The 19,812-nt window shown below is 43.8% G+C and carries 23 protein-coding genes; 18 read left to right on the top strand and 5 right to left on the bottom strand.

Annotated elements, in window-relative coordinates; all coding sequences use genetic code 11:
* Window position 1 precedes the first annotated feature (1 nt).
* Both P8F77_RS15405 and P8F77_RS15400 read left to right on the top strand, forming a co-directional pair.
* Window positions 2–691 (top strand): triose-phosphate isomerase, encoded by a 690-nt coding sequence (locus tag P8F77_RS15405; protein WP_287519217.1) that lies wholly within the window; start codon window positions 2–4, stop codon window positions 689–691.
* A 145-nt stretch (window positions 692–836) separates the two neighbouring features.
* A complete protein-coding gene (locus P8F77_RS15400; RefSeq protein WP_270432438.1) occupies window positions 837–989 on the top strand; it encodes a hypothetical protein in 153 nt (50 codons plus the stop codon).
* Between the two features lie 80 nt (window positions 990–1,069).
* On the opposite strand, the gene P8F77_RS15395 is transcribed toward P8F77_RS15400, so the two are convergent.
* Entirely contained in the window at window positions 1,070–1,903 is an 834-nt protein-coding gene (locus P8F77_RS15395) for a class II aldolase (protein ID WP_024726456.1), read from the bottom strand.
* Between the two features lie 320 nt (window positions 1,904–2,223).
* Between P8F77_RS15395 and P8F77_RS15390 the strand changes: the two genes are divergently transcribed.
* The 16 genes from P8F77_RS15390 to P8F77_RS15315 all read left to right on the top strand — a co-directional run bounded on the left by P8F77_RS15390 (window position 2,224) and on the right by P8F77_RS15315 (window position 16,389).
* Window positions 2,224–2,634 (top strand): PTS sugar transporter subunit IIA, encoded by a 411-nt coding sequence (locus tag P8F77_RS15390; RefSeq protein ID WP_024726457.1) that lies wholly within the window; start codon window positions 2,224–2,226, stop codon window positions 2,632–2,634.
* A complete protein-coding gene (locus P8F77_RS15385; protein ID WP_024726458.1) occupies window positions 2,631–3,116 on the top strand; it encodes a PTS sugar transporter subunit IIB in 486 nt (161 codons plus the stop codon). The genes P8F77_RS15390 and P8F77_RS15385 overlap by 4 nt, the downstream gene beginning before the upstream one ends.
* 15 nt (window positions 3,117–3,131) lie before the next feature.
* Complete coding sequence (locus P8F77_RS15380; RefSeq protein ID WP_034548805.1) at window positions 3,132–3,926, top strand: PTS sugar transporter subunit IIC; 795 nt, start codon at window positions 3,132–3,134, stop codon at window positions 3,924–3,926.
* Window positions 3,898–4,767, top strand: coding sequence for a PTS system mannose/fructose/sorbose family transporter subunit IID (locus tag P8F77_RS15375; protein WP_347256178.1), 870 nt, complete (start codon window positions 3,898–3,900; stop codon window positions 4,765–4,767). Before P8F77_RS15380 ends, P8F77_RS15375 begins: the two co-directional genes overlap by 29 nt.
* A 20-nt stretch (window positions 4,768–4,787) precedes the next feature.
* On the top strand, window positions 4,788–5,834 hold the full coding sequence (locus tag P8F77_RS15370; protein WP_270432444.1) for a zinc-binding dehydrogenase: 1,047 nt from the start codon (window positions 4,788–4,790) through the stop codon (window positions 5,832–5,834).
* A gap of 3 nt (window positions 5,835–5,837) precedes the next feature.
* Window positions 5,838–7,325: a xylulokinase gene (locus P8F77_RS15365; RefSeq protein WP_148459454.1), complete on the top strand. Its 1,488-nt coding sequence runs from the start codon at window positions 5,838–5,840 to the stop codon at window positions 7,323–7,325.
* A gap of 7 nt (window positions 7,326–7,332) precedes the next feature.
* Window positions 7,333–7,896, top strand: coding sequence for a DUF4428 domain-containing protein (locus P8F77_RS15360; RefSeq protein WP_287519204.1), 564 nt, complete (start codon window positions 7,333–7,335; stop codon window positions 7,894–7,896).
* Window positions 7,897–7,911: 15 nt separating this feature from the next.
* Window positions 7,912–8,169, top strand: coding sequence for an HPr family phosphocarrier protein (locus P8F77_RS15355; protein ID WP_024726464.1), 258 nt, complete (start codon window positions 7,912–7,914; stop codon window positions 8,167–8,169).
* Between the two features lie 193 nt (window positions 8,170–8,362).
* Entirely contained in the window at window positions 8,363–9,271 is a 909-nt protein-coding gene (gene nadA, locus P8F77_RS15350) for a quinolinate synthase NadA (RefSeq protein WP_024726465.1), read from the top strand.
* Between the two features lie 44 nt (window positions 9,272–9,315).
* Window positions 9,316–10,623, top strand: a complete 1,308-nt coding sequence (locus P8F77_RS15345; RefSeq protein ID WP_287519199.1) for an L-aspartate oxidase — start codon at window positions 9,316–9,318, stop codon at window positions 10,621–10,623.
* Complete coding sequence (nadC, locus tag P8F77_RS15340; protein ID WP_334293352.1) at window positions 10,592–11,446, top strand: carboxylating nicotinate-nucleotide diphosphorylase; 855 nt, start codon at window positions 10,592–10,594, stop codon at window positions 11,444–11,446. Before P8F77_RS15345 ends, nadC begins: the two co-directional genes overlap by 32 nt.
* A gap of 180 nt (window positions 11,447–11,626) precedes the next feature.
* Entirely contained in the window at window positions 11,627–13,600 is a 1,974-nt protein-coding gene (locus P8F77_RS15335; protein WP_287519192.1) for a PTS sugar transporter subunit IIA, read from the top strand.
* 226 nt (window positions 13,601–13,826) lie between these two features.
* The gene (locus P8F77_RS15330; protein WP_270432448.1) at window positions 13,827–14,546 is read left to right on the top strand and encodes a ribulose-phosphate 3-epimerase; all 720 of its coding nucleotides are present in this window, start codon (window positions 13,827–13,829) and stop codon (window positions 14,544–14,546) included.
* Window positions 14,530–14,958, top strand: a complete 429-nt coding sequence (locus tag P8F77_RS15325; RefSeq protein ID WP_024726470.1) for a PTS sugar transporter subunit IIA — start codon at window positions 14,530–14,532, stop codon at window positions 14,956–14,958. Before P8F77_RS15330 ends, P8F77_RS15325 begins: the two co-directional genes overlap by 17 nt.
* A 14-nt stretch (window positions 14,959–14,972) precedes the next feature.
* Window positions 14,973–16,040: a fructose-specific PTS transporter subunit EIIC gene (locus P8F77_RS15320; protein WP_270432450.1), complete on the top strand. Its 1,068-nt coding sequence runs from the start codon at window positions 14,973–14,975 to the stop codon at window positions 16,038–16,040.
* Window positions 16,041–16,074: 34 nt separating this feature from the next.
* Complete coding sequence (locus P8F77_RS15315) at window positions 16,075–16,389, top strand: PTS fructose-like transporter subunit IIB (protein ID WP_270432456.1); 315 nt, start codon at window positions 16,075–16,077, stop codon at window positions 16,387–16,389.
* Between the two features lie 50 nt (window positions 16,390–16,439).
* On the opposite strand, the gene P8F77_RS15310 is transcribed toward P8F77_RS15315, so the two are convergent.
* The 4 genes from P8F77_RS15310 to P8F77_RS15295 are packed head-to-tail and all read right to left on the bottom strand — an operon-like array spanning window position 16,440 to window position 19,796.
* Window positions 16,440–17,651 carry an ABC transporter permease gene (locus tag P8F77_RS15310; protein WP_347256177.1) on the bottom strand — a complete coding sequence of 404 codons (1,212 nt, stop codon included), beginning with the start codon at window positions 17,649–17,651 and terminating at the stop codon, window positions 16,440–16,442.
* The gene (locus P8F77_RS15305; protein WP_347256176.1) at window positions 17,638–18,525 is read right to left on the bottom strand and encodes an ABC transporter ATP-binding protein; all 888 of its coding nucleotides are present in this window, start codon (window positions 18,523–18,525) and stop codon (window positions 17,638–17,640) included. The genes P8F77_RS15310 and P8F77_RS15305 overlap by 14 nt, the downstream gene beginning before the upstream one ends.
* The gene (locus P8F77_RS15300; protein ID WP_287519185.1) at window positions 18,509–19,270 is read right to left on the bottom strand and encodes a hypothetical protein; all 762 of its coding nucleotides are present in this window, start codon (window positions 19,268–19,270) and stop codon (window positions 18,509–18,511) included. Before P8F77_RS15300 ends, P8F77_RS15305 begins: the two co-directional genes overlap by 17 nt.
* Window positions 19,239–19,796, bottom strand: a complete 558-nt coding sequence (locus P8F77_RS15295) for an RNA polymerase sigma factor (RefSeq protein ID WP_287519182.1) — start codon at window positions 19,794–19,796, stop codon at window positions 19,239–19,241. The genes P8F77_RS15300 and P8F77_RS15295 overlap by 32 nt, the downstream gene beginning before the upstream one ends.
* Window positions 19,797–19,812: the final 16 nt, after the last annotated feature.

The following is a 19,812-nucleotide window of genomic DNA, read 5'->3' as shown; positions in this document are numbered from 1 at the left end:
CATGGGAAATATGCAGTCACCGTTTTTGATTGTAAATCCAAAGTCATATTTATACGGAAACGAGAGTCTTAAATTGGCGAAGGCCGCAGATCAGGCGGCTAAAGATACCGGACTGCCGATTATCTTTACTTGTCCATATGCAGATGTGAGAATGATCCGTGAGAATACGGAAAACATCATTGTATGCGTACAGTCTATGGACCCGCTCACACCAGGACGGGGAATGGGGCATGTTCTTCCGGAATCTTTAAAGGAAGCAGGAGCGGATGCAGTTTTTCTGAACCATGCCGAAAATCCTAAGACGCTGTCTGACCTATATGCATGTATCCGGCGCGCAGCCGAGCTTGACATGACTTCTATCGTATGTGCGGACTCCATTACGGAAGCAAAAGCCGTGGCGTGTATGAACCCGGATGTTGTCCTGGCGGAACCGACGGATCTGATCGGAACCGGTCAGGTAGCAGACGATGCTTATACAATGGAAGCAATCGATCAGGTACGAAAAGTAAATCCTGATGTACTGGTGGTGGTTGCTTCCGGAGTCAGCACGGCGGAGGATTGTTACAACATGGTACGGCTTGGGGCTGATGGCACGGGAGGAACGTCCGGGATTTTGAATGCCCCTTCCCCGGCTGTCAGGATTAAAGAAATGGCAGAGGCAATTGTGAGGGCAAAAAAGGACACTGTTTAGGCGATTTGAAATTTTAATATTACATTGGATAAAAATCTTTCAAAGACAAATACTGATTTTGTGGCAGGATTGGTTTTACTATGCAATAGACAAAAGCATATAAATCTGTCTCATTAAAGTAAAAGAACTGGAGGTAACAGACCCAATGGCAAAGGCTGGTATGAGACGGCCGGATCCCAAAGAACCGCATGGTACAGAAAGTAACCATAAGGCACATATTCCAAAAAATGATGTGCCTCCTGTACCGGAGATTCAGGGTAAGGCAAAGTCAGGGAACAAGAAAGCAAATCCCATGTAACTATAATGACATGAAAAAACATCTATTTACTTTAGCTGAATAGATGTTTTTTTGAGATATATTAAATTCCCTCAAAGGGATTATTCATTAATGATGGATACCAGTTCTGCTGCCTTTTTGCTGACATTTTCTATGGACTGAATGCTAAGTCCGATAACGTTCACTTCGTTATGATTCTGTTCATACGCTTCCCCAAAGGTAGAAATAAAAGCTTTTCTTAAATCAGATCCGTAATTTACCTTCAACAAGTTAAATTTCCTTGCCTTCTGGATCGTCTCAAACGGAATCCCGGAACCACCATGCATAACAAGCGGCACGGGAGAAACCTTTGAAATTTCTTCTAATAACGGAAGATCGACTTTTGGAGTCAGATCCAGGCCGTGTACATTTCCAACGGATACAGCCAAAAGATCACAGCCGGTTCTCTCGACAAAATCTGCCACCATGGAAGGATCCGTTTTGCTGTCTGCTTCGTTTACGATATCCTCCTCTTTCCCCTGGAGGGCCCCCAATTCTGCCTCAACAGGAACTCCGTAGAAGTGGCAGTACTGTACTGCGCGTTTCACCTCCTGAATGTTTTCTTCAAACGGAAGATGAGAGGCATCGATCATAATAGAAGTAAATCCTGCATCCACACATGCTTTCACATGTTCGTAAGATTTTCCGTGATCAAGGTGAAGACCCACCGGCACATCACTGTCCTTTAAGGCATCTTTTGCAAGATATGTGATTGTGTCCGGGCTTGAGAGTCTTAAGTTATTAGAAGATATCTGAATATATCCGGGAAGTCCTGCCTTGTTCAATCCTTTGGCGATGGCATAAGTCATTTCCAGGTTTGTCGTGTTAAATGCAGGCAGGATATAATGATGGTCTTTTGCATATTTCATCAGGTCAAATCCATTTACAATTTTCATTTCCATATAGCGGCGGGGTTAAAAAAGCCGCTTCCTCCTATCTAATCTGAAATTTTTCATTTTTACCGTTCACCAGTACGTACTAAGCTTGATTCGATTATAACAGGGAAAAAGTCTGTAACTGTTTCGGTTATTGCACGATTCATGCCGCAAAATCCATTCCGGAAGAAAGAAGCTTCTGCGTAATAAATTGCGCAGTTAATCATGCAAAATGCTGGCAGAAACTGCGGCAATGATTGTGCAAATGTCTGTGAAAAACCCGGAAAGCGGCGTGGTATACTTCAATTACATCAAAGGCCAGATGAAAAGGAGGGAAAAGGATGAAGGTCATTGCAGTATCCCACGGCAGCTATTCAAAAGGGCTGGTGGAAAGTACCCAGATGCTCGTGGGCGAACAGGAGGATTTGGTAGCATATGGGCTGTTCCCCGAGCAGACAGTAGCAACTTTAACGGAAAAACTGAAAGCGGAGATTGATCAAACCGGAGATGGAGAAGAGATCCTGTTCGTATCTGATCTGTTCCACGGAAGTCCGTTCAATGCGATTGTTTCTTTAATGGAGCATCATGACATATATCATGTGACGGGAATTAACCTGCCATTAATGGTAGAGGTAATGATGGGGCGCTATGCGGGAAAAAATGCGGCAGAGATTTGCGCAGGGCTCATAGAAGCGGCGCCGGGAACAGTAAAAGACGTAAGAAAGTTATTTGAGGAGGTAGATGAGGAATGAAAAATGTCGTGTTAGCCAGAGTCGATGACAGGCTGATCCATGGAGAAGTTGTCTCTGTATGGACTCCGAGCTTAAATGTCAACAGGATCATCGTAGTGGATGACGAAGTTGCGGCAGACAAATTCAACAAACGAGTCATCAAAGCCCTTGCTCCAAATGGTGTTAAGGTAAATGTATACGGGACCGAAAAAGGAGCGGAGGTTCTTAAAAAAGATCCGAAGGAAGCAGGAGAGAGGGTTATGATCCTCACAAAAACACCCATTACATATGACCGCATGACGGATCTGGGTCTTGAGATTAAGGACGTTAACCTCGGCGGAATGGGACTTAGAGGAGAAAGAACACCGTTTATCAAAAATGTAGCCTGTGATCCGGATGAGATCACCGCGATTAAAAACCTGATGACAAAGAACGTGCATGTTTATTATCAGCTCGTCCCTGAACAGCAGGTGATTGAAGTTACCGGATACTTGGATAAATAGAAGGAGGAAGTATATATGGAAAAGATGACCATCATACAGGCAGCCTTATGCGGGGTTGTTTACTGGCTGGCAGTTGGAAACCTGCCGTTTGTAGGCCTTTGGTCCTTACAGAGACCGCTGGTCTGCGGTATGATCACCGGCTTAATTCTGGGCCATCCGGTACAGGGAGCCGTGATCGGTGCAACCATTAACTTAGTTTATTTGGGATTCATGTCGGCGGGAGGAAGTATGCCTGCAGATATGGGACTGGCAGGAGTCCTGGGAACAGCCTATGCGATCGTCGGCGGTTTGGACACCGATACCGCTTTGGCGCTGGCAGTACCGATCGGTATTCTTGGAACGATTGTCTGGGCAGGACGTATGACCTTTGACTGCTTCTTTGTACATATTGCAGATAAGTATATAGAAAAAGAACAGTATAACAAAATCTGGCGGGCAAATGTCTTATTTCCTCAGATCATGTGTTTTCTCATGACGGCAATCCCGTGTGCTCTCGCCGCATACTTTGGGTCTAACTATATCCAGGGAATCCTGAATATGTTAAGCGGAAAAGTACTGACTGTCTTCCAGATCATCGGTGGTTTAATGCCTGCACTCGGAATTGCGATCACACTGCAGTACATCTTCAAAGGGGAATCAAAAGTATTTCTGTTTGCAGGGTTCTTACTGGCTGTATACTCAAAGCTTCCATTACTGACATTGGGTATCATCGCATTGCTCGTGGCAGTTGTATACGTTCAGGTCACCTCTGCTATGGAACCGGCAGAAGCAGCAGTTATTGATGATGAAGATGATGAGGAGGACGACTAAGATGGAAAATAAAAAGAAAAGTTTGATCCCAAAGGCCGCCTTGATCAAAGCCTGGTTCATTTGGGAGACATTTCCCCAGACATGCTATAACTATGAAAGAATGATGGGGCAGGTTGTTGCCCACATGTTTTCGGCAATCATTAATTTCCTGTATAAAGATAACCCGGCAAAGCGCAAAGAGGTCATGAAACGGGAAATTGAATTCTTCAATGTACATATTGAGTTCGGTGCATGTATCCTTGGTATGGCGGTTGCCCTGGAAGAACAAAAGGCCATGGGTGAAGAGATACCCGATGAATTTATCACGAACTTAAAAACTTCTCTGATGGGGCCTTTAGCCGGTATGGGTGATACCATCTGGCAGGGCGTGGTAATCCCGATTCTTTTAGCGGTATGTATCGACTTAACCCGTTCCGGAAGCGGAAATATATGGGGAGCCATCATATACGCAGTTGTGATTATTGCAGCCGCATATGGCCTGAGTTACTGGAACTTTATGTTCGGCTATAAAGCCGGAAGTGAGGCAATCATGGACTTCCTTGAAAAGGGAATCCTCAATAAATTGATCAAAGGTGCTTCTATCATGGGATGCATGGTAATGGGCGGCCTGGTGGTCAACTATGTAAAGGCAAGCTGCGGACTTAAAGTGGTAAGTTCCACATCTACTTATGACATTCAGACGAGCTTTCTGGACGCGATCTGCCCAAGCATCCTTCCGCTTGCAGTGACCATGCTCGTTTACTATCTGATGAACAAGAGAAGATGGTCTTCACTGAAAATCATCGGGCTGATCGTTGTAATCGGTGTGGTAGGCGGAGCGACCGGAATCCTGGCATATTAAGTTCAGAAAGAGTGAGAAAGATGAAAGCAATCATATTAAATCAACCAAAAGATTTTGCCGTCAAAGAGATTGAATTACCGGAGTTAAAAGAAGGCGAGGTGCTGATCCGGATCAAGGATTCCGGCATCTGTACCAACGATGTACGGGACTTTAATGGAGACTGCAGTTACAGCTACCCAAGGATCGGCGGACATGAGTACTGCGGAGTGATCGAGGAACTTGGAAGCGGAGTCAATAAGAAACGTTTCTCTAAGGGACAGAAAGTGGTCCAATATATCATTGACGACTGCAGGGAATGTTTCTTCTGCAAGCATGGGGAAGAAAACATCTGTGAAGAACATCCGAAGAGCAAAATTTTCACAAACCCGGACGGATTGTCAGGATACGGCGGATTTGCAGAATTTGTTGTGGCAAAAGCAGAAGACCTGTTTGTATATCCGGACAGTACATCGTTTGAAAAAATGGCATTTACCGAGCCTTTGGCATGTGTAGTCAACAGTATCACCCGTACAAATATTCAGTTTGGAGATGATGTGGCTGTCATCGGAGGCGGTACCATGGGCATGCTTCACGTAATGCTTGCCAAATTAAAGGGAGCCAGAGTGATTTTAAGTGAGCCGCTTAAGGAGCGAAGAGACAGGGCGCAGAAGCTTGGATGTGACGATGTAATCGATCCGATGGCGGAGGATGCCGCTGAAAAGGTAAAAAAACTCACCGGCGGCAGAGGTGCCCAGGTGGTATTCAATACGACAGCGATCCCGGCCGTTGCGGCTCAGGCTGTGGAAATGACTTCCCCCGGAGGCATGAGCGTCATGTTCAGCTCCATGCATCCAAACGATCCAGTGCCGGTAGATATGGGAGCCGTGCATTCTTACCAGAAGACAGTCACAGGCGCCGTTAGTCCGACCATTACATCTTTCCACCAGGCGGTACAGCTGATTGGAAAAGGGCTGATCGACCCAACCGTTCTGACGGAACAGATTTTTGATTACCGGGACTTTGGCAAAGCCATTGAGGCGGCAATGAAACCGGATACATATAAAGTGATCCTCAGATTTGGAGAATAGCAAATGGAACAGTATATTGGAATTGATATAGGGACTTCTTCTGCAAAGCTGACGCTGATCGACGGAGCGGGAGAGATCAGGAGAGAAAGCAGCAGAGAGTATGAAATTTCACAGCCAAAACCGGGATGGAAGGAGATTGATCCCGAAATCTGGATGAATGCGGTGGAAGAAGCCATGGCGGAACTTCTTTCAGGAGAAGATCCGGAGCACATCGGAGCCATTGGTGTCACGGGACAGATGCATACCGCAGTATTTCTTGGATGGGACGGAGCGCCTATACGCCCGGCATTGATGTGGAATGACACAAGGACCATGGATCTTGTAAAGGAAACAAAAGAAAAGATCTATAAGGTCCCGGAAGTTTCCTATATCTCCAATATCATTTCCACCGGAAGCCCGGCAATTAACCTGCTGTGGCTGAAGAAAAATGAACCGGAACATTTTCAGAAGATGAAGACATTTTTGATCGGACCGGATTATATCGTTTTTCGGCTTACGGGGCAGTGTCAGACTGATTATTGTGAGGCATCCACTTCTTCTCTATTTGATTTAAAGACAGGAACATGGTCTTCGGAGATCCGGAAAATCTTAGGGTTTCCGGAGGACATTTATCCAAAGGTAAAAGGAAGCGGAGAGACGGCAGGATATGTGGCCGAAGTCTGGAGGCGAAAATTCGGCTTCAAAAAGCAGGTAAAAGTGATTGTCGGCACCGGAGATAATCCGGCAGCAGCCATATCCACAGGATGCTTTTCCAATATGTATCCGGTCCTTTCGCTTGGAACATCCGGTGTCCTGATGTTCCCGAAGGAAAAGATAGAGTTTGGGGCAAAAGGAAAAAATATTATGTTTTCTGTGGATGGTGAAAACACCGTGATTCTGGTCCAGGGTGTGGTACAGTCATCGGGAAGCAGTTTTGGCTGGTGGGTCAGACAGATTCTTAAAACAGATGATTTTTCGGCTGAGACTGACGGAGTGGATCTTTCAAAACTCGGAGAAAACAATCTGATCTTTTATCCGCACCTTGCAGGTGACAAGACGATCTATGGAGATCCGGCTCTGAGGGGAGCTTTGATCGGCATCGGAACTGAAACTGCAAGACAGGAGATAACTGCTGCAGTCATGGAAGGGATTTGTTTTGGTGTGAGACAGCTTACAGAAGTCATGCACGTTGGACGGACTGCGCTTCAGAATCTGAAAGTGACCGGCGGAGGCTCCAAAAATGAAGTATGGATGCAGATTCTTGCGGATGTCCTGAATACGAGAGTAGAACAGCTGGAAAGCGGGACCGGAGCGGGATATGGCATAGCGCTCATGGCAGCCGCAGCTGCAGGGCAGGACGTAACACTTGAGCAGATGGTTGGCAGGACCGTTCGGATTAAAAAATGTTTTAACCCAAGAAAATATAATGCGGGGCTTTATGAAATCAAATACCAGAAGTATAAAAAGATATATGGGGCGCTGTCAGAAGTGCTCCGTGAGCAGAAAGGGTGATTTGGAAATGAGGACATGTGATATCTGTGATGCACCTTTGGGAATGTTTAAGAAATTTCGATATGCGGAAGGGTATATCTGCAAAGAATGTTATGAAAAGGCCAGCAACTATTTTACAGAGACGATCGCAAAGAAAAGTTATGGTGAAATCAGGGAGTTGTGCGAAAGGAAGAGTGAACTTTCAGAGGACTTTGAAATTACAGGGCGGATCGGGAATTATATTTTGATGGATGAGAAAAACAGAAAGGTCTGCCTTCTCAATAACCGCATTAACCAAAAGCAGGTTTCAGAGCCGGAGTTTTATTCGCTGGATTGGATCAGCAGGTGTCGGATCGATTACAGACCTTTTATGTCTCTTGAAGAACTGGAATATAAGATCAAGGCAAAAGAGGCGGGTACGATTCAATACCTGAAGGTTTTGATCAAACTCCGGGATGGCCGGGAGAAACAGATTTCTTTGTTCTCAAATCCCATCAGGATCAAAAGCTTTGCAATGAAACAGTCCTTCTCATTTGCAAAACGGATCGCGGAAGAAATCGAAAGGCTGAGAGGTGAATCTGTCCAGGTATGATCAGGGAGGAAAAAGATGAAGCAGTTTGATTTTGAGGTGCAGTCACCCGTTGGGATCCATGCGCGTCCGGCTGTACTGCTGGTGGAGAAGGCGCGGACGTACCAGAGCAAAATAACTCTGGAAAAGGGATCTCAGAGAGCGAATGCCAAAAATATGATATCTCTTCTGACACTCAGGGCTCATCAGCATGAAGTAGTAACCTTTATCATAGATGGTGCGGATGAGAAAAAGGCAGAAGAGGAATTGAAAGAATTTTGTATTCATAATCTCTAAGAAGACAGCATCTTTATCAACGGAATCGGCGGCGTTGATAAGGATGCTGTTTTAAGTATTTTGTTGTTATAAGTTAAGCATTTATGCCGGAAACTCCCTCTAAATACTTGATAACAATTGATCAAAGTGGTATATTTAATCTTAATATGGAATCATATCAGTTGGGATAATTCCCTTGCTAAGGAGGAAAAGGATGGATAACCTCGCAAAAGAGATTGAAGATTTAAAAAGAGAAAGAAATGCGGTCTTATTGGCCCATTATTATGTAGATGATGCTGTACAGGCAATTGCGGATTATGTTGGGGATTCGTATTACCTCGCAAAGGTAGCGCTGAATGAGTCGAAAGATGTGATTTGTTTTGCCGGTGTAAGCTTTATGGGAGAAAGTGCAAAGATCCTGAATCCTGACAGGACTGTGATCATGCCGGACCAGCTGGCTGACTGTCCGATGGCCCATATGGTAGACTTGGACAAGATCCGGAAAGTAAGAGAAGAGTATGATGATCTGGCAGTGGTCTGTTATATAAATTCTACGGCAGAGATCAAGTCTTATTCGGATGTCTGTGTGACATCTTCCAATGCCATGAAGATTGTAAAGGCTCTGCCTCAGAAGAATATTTTCTTTATTCCAGATGAAAACCTGGGAAGATATATCGGATCAAAAATACCGGAGAAGAACTTTATTTACAATGACGGATTCTGTCATGTACATACAAGCATTACCGCAGACAATGTTAAGAAAGCCAAGGAAGCACATCCGGATGCAGAGATCCTTGTACATCCTGAGTGTACGATGGATGTAGTGGAACTGGCCGACTATGTAGGGAGCACATCCGGGATCATCGATTATGCCACTGCATCTGATGCGGACAAGTTTATCATCTGTACAGAGATGGGGGTATTATACGAACTTAAGCAGAAGAATCCGAACAAGACGTTTTATTCTGTGGGACACAGACAGTTCTGTCCGAACATGAAGAGGATCACCCTTGAAAATGTCAGAGACACACTCAGAGATATGAAAAACCAGGTGGAATTGGATGAGACACTGCGTCTTGACGCAAAGAAAGCGTTGGATAAGATGCTGCGTATCGCTCAGTAGATAAAAAGCAGCCGTTTATCCGGGGGAAAGGATTATTTTTAATTATGAGATCAGCAGATGTAATTGTGGTTGGAACCGGCGCTGCGGGATTGTTTCACGCTCTGTTCCTTCCAAAAGATTACAGAGTCATTATGATTACCAAGACAGAAGTAGAGGAAAGTGATTCCTTTCTGGCGCAGGGAGGAATTTCCGCACTGCGCAATGAAGAAGATTACGACTTGTACTTTGAAGACACCATGAAGGCAGGACACTATGAAAATGACAGAGCAGCCGTGGATAAGATGATCACTCGTTCCAGGGAAATTATCCATGAGCTTATCGGATTCGGTGTTCAGTTTGATCAGAGAGATGGGGAGACTGAGTATACCCGGGAGGGGGGACATTCCATTTTCCGGATTCTTCATCATGATGATGTGACAGGAAAAGAAATTACGGGCAAGCTCTATGAGGAAGTGAAACGGCGGGATAACATTGAGATCCTTACTCACTCTACGATGATCGACCTGATTGAGGAAAAAGGGGCCTGCCGGGGAGTTGTCTATGTGACATCCAAAGGAGATGTGGACTGCATCTATGCAGGAAAGACCGTACTCGCAACGGGAGGAATGGGAGGACTGTTCAGACATTCCACCAATTACAGACATCTCACCGCAGATGGGTTGGCAATCTGCCTGCGCCATAACGTGGAGATCCAGAATATCAATTACATACAGATTCATCCGACTACTTTTTATTCTGACAAGCCGGGCAGGAGCTTTTTGATCTCGGAGTCTGTCAGAGGGGAAGGAGCCTATTTATACAATAAAGACGGGGAACGGTTTATAGATGAGCTGCTGCCCAGAGATATTGTGACCGCGGCCATCCGTGAGCAGATGGAGAAAGATAGGACCGATTATGTGCGGCTGTCTGTGACTCATCTGGACGGAGAGCGGATCAGACAAAGATTTCCTAACATTTATAAGCAGTGCCTGGAAGAAGGATATGACATGACGAAGGAATGGATTCCGGTGACTCCCGCACAGCATTATTTTATGGGAGGAATCAAGGTAGATTTAAGAAGCCGTACATCCATGGAGGATTTATATGCAGTGGGAGAAACCAGCTGCAATGGAGTCCATGGAAAGAATCGGCTGGCAAGCAATTCTCTGCTGGAATCTCTTGTTTTTGCCCTGGAATCAGCCGAGGATATTGCAAAGGCACCAAAAAAGCCTTCAGAATGCCAGGTTGATTTAGCAAAGTATCATGATATTTTCGGTATTCAGGAGGAGAACAAACGTCTTGTGCTGGAAGAGATCAAAAGAAAGGATGGGGATTTCTATGATAAATGGTGTAACAATGGCGGTAAATATTGATGAGTATCTGCTGAATGCGTTAAAAGAGGACATCACCGGAGAGGATGTCAGCACCAATGCTGTCATGCCAGAACCAAGACAGGGACAGGTCGAGCTGATCTGTAAAGAGGACGGAATTGTCGCAGGCCTGGAAGTGTTTCACCGCGTATTCACACTTCTGGATGAACACGTAACTTTCGAGACAAAGCTGAGCGATGGAGACGAGATCAAAGCCGGTCAGCTTATGGGAGTGCTCAGAGGAGACATCCGGGTCCTGCTGTCAGGAGAGAGGACGGCGCTGAATTATCTTCAGAGAATGAGCGGGATTGCAACGTTTACCAATTCCCTCGTAAAAGAATTAGAAGGTTCCTCCACACAGCTTCTGGATACGAGAAAGACAACACCGAATATGCGTCCGTTTGAGAAATATGCGGTAACAGTCGGAGGCGGCAAGAATCACCGTTATAATCTCTCTGACGGGGTGATGCTGAAAGACAACCACATCGGCGCTGCCGGAGGGGTCCGGGAGGCAGTCTATGCGGCAAGAGCGTATGCTCCATTTGTGCGGAAGATTGAAGTAGAGACCGAAAATCTTGCCATGGTGAATGACGCCCTGGAGGCAGGTGCAGATATTATTATGCTGGACAACATGTCGGATGAAATGATGAAGGAAGCAGTTAAAATCATCGGAAGTCGTGCTCTCACAGAGTGTTCCGGCAATGTGACTAAGGAACGGTTAAAGAAGATCAAAGAGATTGGAGTGGATTTCGTATCTTCCGGGGCATTGACCCATTCGGCTCCGATCCTGGATATTTCACTGAAAAACCTGAAACCAACAGAATAATAAAAGAGTGATATGGGAAGGCCAGAAAATACAGGATATTTTCTGGCCTTTTTCAGTGGTTTTTACTGATAGTGGAAGGGATGCCTTTAAGTGAGCGTTGACAGAAATCATAGGAAAGTCTAAAATAATAAATAATATATATCAATAAACAATGATAAAAAGTAATAAAAAGGAGTTCCTATGCTTTCCAAGACTGCACAAAAAATAATGAAAGTGCTGATCCATCAGGATGATGATTTTATCACCTATGAGAGAATTGCAGGGATGCTGGAGATTTCTGAGCGGAGTGTACATAATTATATGAAAGAGGCAGCTGAATTTTGTGAAGAGAATGGATATCAGCTTGTCCGCCGGAGGGGAAGAGGGGTCTGTCTTCAGGCAGGGCTGCACAGAAAAGAATTGGAACACTTATTTCCGAAAGACCATATCCCCTGCGAAACAAGAAAATACCGGATGCGCTATATTGTCAGGACTCTGATTGAAAATGGGGAGCCTTACACGGCGTCTTTGTTTGCGGAGGAGCTGTTTGTCTCCAAATCCACGATCCGCACAGATATCGAGAAGGCAAATAAGATTTTAGAGCCGGACAGAGTATGTATCAGGCAGATCGTGGGAAAAGGAATTGTCATACAGGGCCGGGAATTTGACCTGAGAAAAGTTCTGGTATGCCAAAATCAGAAAGTTTATCTGGAGGAGGCTCCGAAGTCAGCCACAGTGCCGGATTACAGAATCGATCCGGTGACATATGCAAGATTTTTATCTCAGTACAGAAAGAGCACAGCCGATAAGGTAATTTCCTGTATTCAGCAGCTGGAGAGACAGATCGGCATGCAGTTTAATGATTATACATTTTGTATGCTGGCCGAATATACGAGCAGTCAGATGAATCGGCTGAGAGGAGGACATTGTCTGGAAGAGTCTATGATCAGCAGACTTACACTGGTAGAGGAGATCGCCGACTGGACCGACATACTCACAGGACTTCTGAACAGACAATTCCGGATGAACATTGACCCGAGGGAGGGATTGTATCTATATCTTCTGCTTCTCGGAGCGGAAGTACAGAACAGCAGCCGCATTGTTAATAAAAAATTTCTGATCGAAAAAGAGATAGATATCGAAGACGCCGCCCAGAACATGATTCAGTACATTTCTTCCATTGTGGGGAGAGATTTCAGGGAAGATCCTCTGCTAAAGACAAGTACAGCCTTATTTCTGAACAGTTCCTTCATAAGAGTAAAGTTTGGGTTTGAGATTAAAAATCCTTTTCTGGAAGAGATAAAGAGGACGTACTCAGCCATATTTTCAGCCTGTTTTACGGCAAGCAAAGAATATGAAAGCCTTGTGGGCGCATTTCCGACGGAAGATGAGATCTCATATATGGCAATTCTCTTTGGCGGGGCCATGGTTCAGAATAAGAGGGACATCAATACAGTCGTTATCGGCAGCGGCGGAGTGGGGATCGCTCAGATCATTACCAGGAAGATCGAACATAAGATTATGGATATCAATGTTACATCTGTACTCCCGGCAAATGCAGGAGTCATGATAGATGAGAGTCAGTATGACCTTGTGATCACCACGGTTCCCTCATTGAAGATCAAACACCCTTATGTGGTTTATACGACTCCGCTTGTGGGAGAGCAGGATGTCTTCAGGATCAAGAAAATTTGTCATGAGATGAAAGAAGAGAAAAAGAATCTGGAAAAACGATGGACCATTAAGAATTTGATGGAGGACGAACTGATTTTTCTGGAGTCGGGGACATTGACGAAAAAAGCCCTGTTACATAAGGTGTGCAGAAAGCTGCAGGACGGGGGCTATGTAAAGGACGGCTTTTATGAGGATGTACTGAGAAGAGAAGAGATCAGCGTATCCGTGCTGGGAGGAGGCGTTGCGGTTCCCCATGGCATGGCAAATCTCGTTGAAAAGCCGGCTGTGGCGATCATAAAGACGGACCATAAAGTTGAGTGGGATGAGGGAAGCGTGGATGTGATATTTTTACTGGCGCTGAATTTTGAAGACATTCAGTCCACCAGAGCATTTTTTGAAACATTTTACGAAATGACGATGGAAAAGAATGCGGCAAAACTCATAAGGAAAGCGGGTAATAAAGAAGAGATCAAGAATATTATCATGATGAATTCGGATTAAGAAGGTGTCTTTTGGGCACTTTCTTTTTTTATATAATGAAGAGAGACTGAACGCTATGTCATAAACTGCAGTTGTTTACCCGCAATTTTTGGTTTTGCCTCGGTGCAGTGCAGCGTTTTTGCAGATATACAACTGCAAAAAGAGAACAAAAGAGATATTGAATAATAATATAAATAAATATAAAATAATAATAAACAAGGATAAATAATAAAAAGAAAGGAAAGCTATGAAAAGAGCAGCGGAAAAGGAACTTATGGTTTCTGCATCTGTTTCCTGCATGGATCTGTGTCATCTGGCAGATGCCGTAGAGGAAGCCGAGGAAGCGGGAATCTCGTTTTTTCACTATGATATGGTGGATGGAAGGTTTAATGATTGTTTCATATTATCGGAAACACTCTTAAAACAGATGAGAGGCATAACCAGCCTCCCCATAGAAGCTCATCTGGCCGCTTATGAGCCAGAGCGCTATATCGGCATGTATGCCGATGCGGGAGCAGATTACATAGCGGTACACTATGAGGCGATGAAAGAACCTCTCAGGGTGCTTGAACAGATCAGGAAAGCGGGTGTCCAGCCGGTATTGGCATATAAATCCACGACACCCCCGGGGGAGAATTTCATCACACTGGCAGGTGAAGCGGCCTGGATCTTAAAACTCACAGTCGACCCCGGGTTTTCAGGACAAAAGATGCAGGAGGGGGCACTCGGTCACATCAGGCAGATGAGGACGATGCTGAACGATGCAGGACTGAAGACGAAGATTCAGGCAGACGGCAACATCAATCAGGATACGATTCCGAGAGCGGTAAAAGCCGGGGCAGACATCTTAACCGGAGGAACATCGGGATTGTTTCTTAAAGGAAAGACAGTAAAGCAATGCTGTGAAGACATGCTAAAAGCGGCAGAAGAAGCAAAAGGAGTAAAGAACTATGGAATTAATGAATGAAGGACTGATCGTATTTGACCTGGAAGCGGCGTCACCGGAAGAAACAGTCTCTAAGATTGCCGGAGTAATGGAAGAACAGGGACGTTTGAATGACAGGGCGGCATATGTGGCGGATGTTATAAAGAGAGAGGAGGGAGCGCCGACAAGTATAGGATTTCTGATCGCCACACCCCATGCGAAATCGGTCCATGTAAAGGAACCGTCTCTGGCATTTGCAAGGCTGAAAGACCCGGTGCAGTGGGCGAATGAAAAAGTCCAGATGGTCTTTCAGATCGCAGTTCCGGACCCGGGACAGGGAGATAAGCATCTGGAGATTCTGGCGAAATTGTCAAGAAAGATCATCCATGATGACTTCAGAGAGCAGCTCATGAATGTAACCAATGAAAAAGAAGTGTTGGAACTGATACTATAAGGAGGAGAGAGAAGATGAACGAACTTGCAGGTATTTTTAAAGATACAAGAAAACATCTGATGAACGGAGTGTCCCATATGATTCCGTTTGTAGTGACCGGAGGTATTTTAATGGCAGTTGCCGTCATGGCATACGGGCAGGGAGGTGTTCCGCCGGAAGGGACCTGGATGGCAACTTTATGGAACTTTGGTTCTACCGCGCTGAATTTGATGGTACCGGTTTTGTCAGCATATATTGCGGCATCCATCGCAGACCGTGCGGGTATTTGTCCCGGATTTGTTGGAGGAATGATCTCCATCAGTGTCGGAGCCGGATTCCTGGGAGGAATCGTAACAGGACTTCTTGGCGGAATTGTATGCTACTATTTAAAAAAGATCAAAGTGCCGAAAGCATTGAGCTCCATCATGCCCATCATGATCATTCCGATCGTCGGTTCTTTAATAACCATGGGATTTATGCAGTATGTCCTTGGAGCACCGATCGCAGGAATTATGGACGGAATGACAAAGGTTATGGAGCATTTGGGAAATGGGAATAAAGTAATTTTAGGTGCAGTATGCGGACTGCTAGCAGGCTTTGACTTTGGCGGACCATTTAATAAGGTAGCATATACCTTTGGCGTGGCTACGGTAAGTGCCGGCGTGTATACATATGCAGGGCCTATGGCTGTGACAATGACAGCACCGCCGCTTGGATGTGCTCTGGCAGCATTTTTAGCAAAGAAAAAGTTTACCCAGGAAGAGAGAGAAGCAGCAAAGAGTGCAGTTGCCATGGGCTGTGTAGGGATTACTGAGGGAGCTATTCCGTTTGCGGCCAACGACCCGCTGCGTGTCATTCCATCGACCATGATCGGTTCGGCTGTAGGCGGAGCCGTGGGTTATCTGTTCAATATTACAAATCCTGTTGCCTGGTCCGGCCTGATTATGATTCCTGTCCTTGGAAATCCAATTGGATTTCTTGTATCCCTTGCCATTGCCGTCGGAGTGACTGCGGGGCTGATGATTCTGCTGAAGAAGGATATTACAGAAGAGGCAGCAGGCACAGACGAAGGGGATTTAGACATTGATCTTTCATTTGAATAAAGAACATCAGAAAATCTAGAGGAGGTATTCTATCATGAAATTTTTAGCGGTTACGGCATGCCCGTCAGGGGTGGCACATACCTATATGTCAGCGGAGGCGCTGGAGAAAGCGGCCAGGAAACACGGGATCGAGATTAAAGTGGAGACACAGGGGTCTATCGGGATAGAGAACCAGATTACACCGGAAGATCTGATCGGAACGGATGCGGTGATCCTTACGAAGGATATGCCGATCAAGGATGAGGACAGATTTGAAAATATTCCAAAGGTCAAAGTAGGAGTCAGTGATGCTGTGAAGAAGGCAGAGGCAATCATTACGAAGCTGGAAAAAATGGTGGAGGAACTTTAAACAAAACAAGGGCGGCTTTCGTAAAGCCGCCCCCTTTTATACCGTTTTATCTATCTTATCTCTGCTTTTTGATAGATCCTGTATAATAAAGGCTGAAGAATTAAGCATATGACCGCATATACAGGAATGATAACGGCTGCTGTGGTCATGACTTTTCCTCCTAATTCCACAAGTCCGGATTCTTTAATATCTATATATATTTCTAATAACTGATCCGGAAAGAAAGAACACACTCCCGGCAATGTAATGATCCTGCTTAAAAAAGGAAGCGCACACAGTACAATGAACGGCACAATGACGGCTGTTGGAGTCGAACGTGTGATTGCCGATACAAGCATAGCAAGTATGGAAGCAAACAGCGTACCAATATAACCGCCTGCTGCAATAAATAGATATGCCTGCAGAAAAGAAATATTATAAACACTTCTCCACATGTCCAGCTGAATAGGGCAATTTGCACCGTCTGTGCCCAATACGAAAAGTACAGTCAGAGTATATAAAAACACAAAAACAACATAAAAAACCGTGGTAATTAAAAATCCCGCCCACATCTTTGATAAAATCCCTTTACTTCTTCCTAATTTGGCTGAAAAGAAAATAGAATCTGCCTTTGTCTGAAACTCATCTGAAAAAATACCGGATACCAAAAAACCAATGATTAACGCTAAAATCAGAATAAATGTGGATATGTTCTGCAGCAATGCGCTCCATCCGTCTATATATTCATAGTGAAAAGGTGTTTCCAGATTTTTATATTGCCGTATCAAAAATTTTTTTTGTTCATCCGTAAAAGTTTCTTTTCCCGAATCAAGATATTCTTTTAAAGCAGAAATTCTTTTTTTGTAAATATTTTTCACATCCCTGCCGGAAACATGGTCAGCCGCAAAACCGTCGTAATCTCTATATTTACTGAATGCACAATTAATAACATCAAGAATGCCGGTAATATCCTGCATTTTTGCAAATGCTTTATCCTGTTCCAGCAGGTCATCTGACAATGCTTCTTTGGAATTTTTAATTTTCTTATTTTTCTCCAGCACCTTTTGAAGGACATCCTCGGTAAGATCACCTGCCCATTTGTTCTGGGCTGTTCTAAGGTTTTTTGCCGCTGAGATTCCAGTCGAGCTGTTTCCGTTATCATCAATATACTCAACTTTGTTAATTGTCAGAATACTGGTTAGAATGAGGGTCACCAATAAAACCAGAACGGCTATCCTGTTTTTAAACTTAGAAAATATTTTTTTCAGTTCAAATCGCAGCATTTTCATCACCTGCCTTTTCTCCAAAGTAATATAAAAATACATCCTCTAATGATGCTTTTACACATTTGGCATTTGTAAACGGCCTTTCCTGAGAAATAATGCGCAAAATAATTCCGTCCGGTTCTGTTTTCATATTGGAAATCCTGTACCTTTTTATAAAATCAGAGACCATATTCTTTTCTACAAAACATTCCCATACTGTTTCCGGCATAGAGTTTATGATTTCATCTGCAGATCCTTTGTGCATGAGCTCTCCGTCTTTCATCAGCCAGATTTCATTGGCTATATATTCAATATCAGAAACAATGTGAGTAGACAGAAGAACCTGTCTTTGCTCTGAGAGTTCACTGATTAAGTTTCGGAAACGAATCCTTTCATTTGGGTCAAGCCCTGCCGTGGGCTCATCAAGTATGAGGATTTTTGGATTATTCAGCATTGCCTGTGCAATCCCTGCCCTGCGTTTCATGCCGCCGGATAATTTTTTCATTTTTTTATGCGCTGCCTTTGATAGCCCTACTTTAAAAAGTAATTCCTTTACCCGCTCTTTTGCGGCAGCCGGAGGGATTCCTTTTAATGCTGCAATATAAAGCAAATAATCCTGCACCGAAAATTGTGGGTAAAACCCAAATTCCTGCGGCAAGTATCCTAATAATCTGCGGTATTCGCTGTCCATTTTGAAAATATCTCTGCCGTCACAGCGGATCGTTCCGCTTGTAGGTTTCAGCAAGGTACACAGCATTCTCATTAACGTAGTTTTTCCTGCTCCGTTTACTCCCAACAGACCATATACTCCGTTTTTCATAGTGAGATTTATATGGTTTACAGCAGTAAAATCTCCAAATTTTTTTGTTAAATGATCAAGTTCTAATTTCATCAAGCGGCACCTCCAAATATTTATTACAACTTTTTAAAATACGGCAGACAGCAAAGACAAGGAAGAGAATTGCAAATCCCAATAAAGTAAACCAGATCGGAACAGCAACGATTTTATATAGACTTTCATTTAAAATGATAAACAGCCATACGGCGCTCCATATAATACATAAAATGATTGCTGCCGTTTCACTGAAACAATATTTGCTGCATAATATACCAAAACAAATACAGGCAGTGATGCTCAATGGAAAAAGAAATTGAATGACCAGCTCTGACACCCCAAAATGCAGTCCCGCTGCAGCAGTCCCGCAAAATACAGTAATCAGAAAGGTATCTATAATGCCAAATAACAGCATACGTGCCGCATATACTTGTTTCAGAGAATAGTAAGAAGCAGCTTCTATTTCCATACACTCATATGACCTGTTTTTCCATAGTTCAGGAATCATAAGTATTACAAACAGTGACGCCATTACCCCCATACTTTTTTTTGCGTATATTTCATCGGTTACAGAGGTTAAAAGAATCCACAATGTCACTAGAAGTAAGAACTGGAGAACCCACCACTTTTTTTGTATGATTTTTGTCTGTATCCATAAAAATTCACGGTAAGACAGCACTCTTTCCCGTTCTGCCGTTAAAAAGGCAGTTTTTGATTTGCGGATTGTTTCTTGTATTCTTTCCTCATGCAGTTCTGCCTGTACGGTTTCTTTATACATTTTCATCCTTTCTTCCAAATTCATAATTTTCCTCCTTTCTCATCCATTCTTCTAACTGCTGCTTGGCTCGTTTTAAACGGTATTTCACTAATGGGAGACCTATCTGTAATGTTTCAGAAATTTCTCTGAGTTTCAGTTCCTGAAAGTAATAAAGAGTAATTACCTCTCTCAATTCATCTGGTAATTGTTTAAGTGCCTGCTCAATAAAAATTTCGTTCAAAACATACTCCATTTGATGCACCGCTTTATGTTCCCTGACGAATTCTGTTTCTTCCACAGGTGTTTCTTTTATTTTTTTCAAATAATCCTTACATAAGTTACCTGCTATCGTATATAGATAGTTCAAAGTTTTTCCTCTGTAATGATAATCAGACAATTTTATAAAAAAATGTATAAAAGTTTCCTGTGTTAAATCTTCAGCATACTTTTGATCAAAACAATGAGAATGGCAGTAAATTAAAATATTTTTGTAATATGTATGAATAAACAAATCAAATGCAGTATCATCGCCTTGTTTCATTTTTCTGATTAATCGAAAATCACTGTACACAAAATCCTCCTTTCTC

It is taken from the genome of Anaerostipes sp. PC18 (assembly GCF_039789045.1).
Lineage (GTDB): Bacteria > Bacillota > Clostridia > Lachnospirales > Lachnospiraceae > Anaerostipes > Anaerostipes hominis.
Note: the sequence above shows the minus strand (reverse complement) of the source record. Positions and strands in the feature narration are given on the sequence as shown.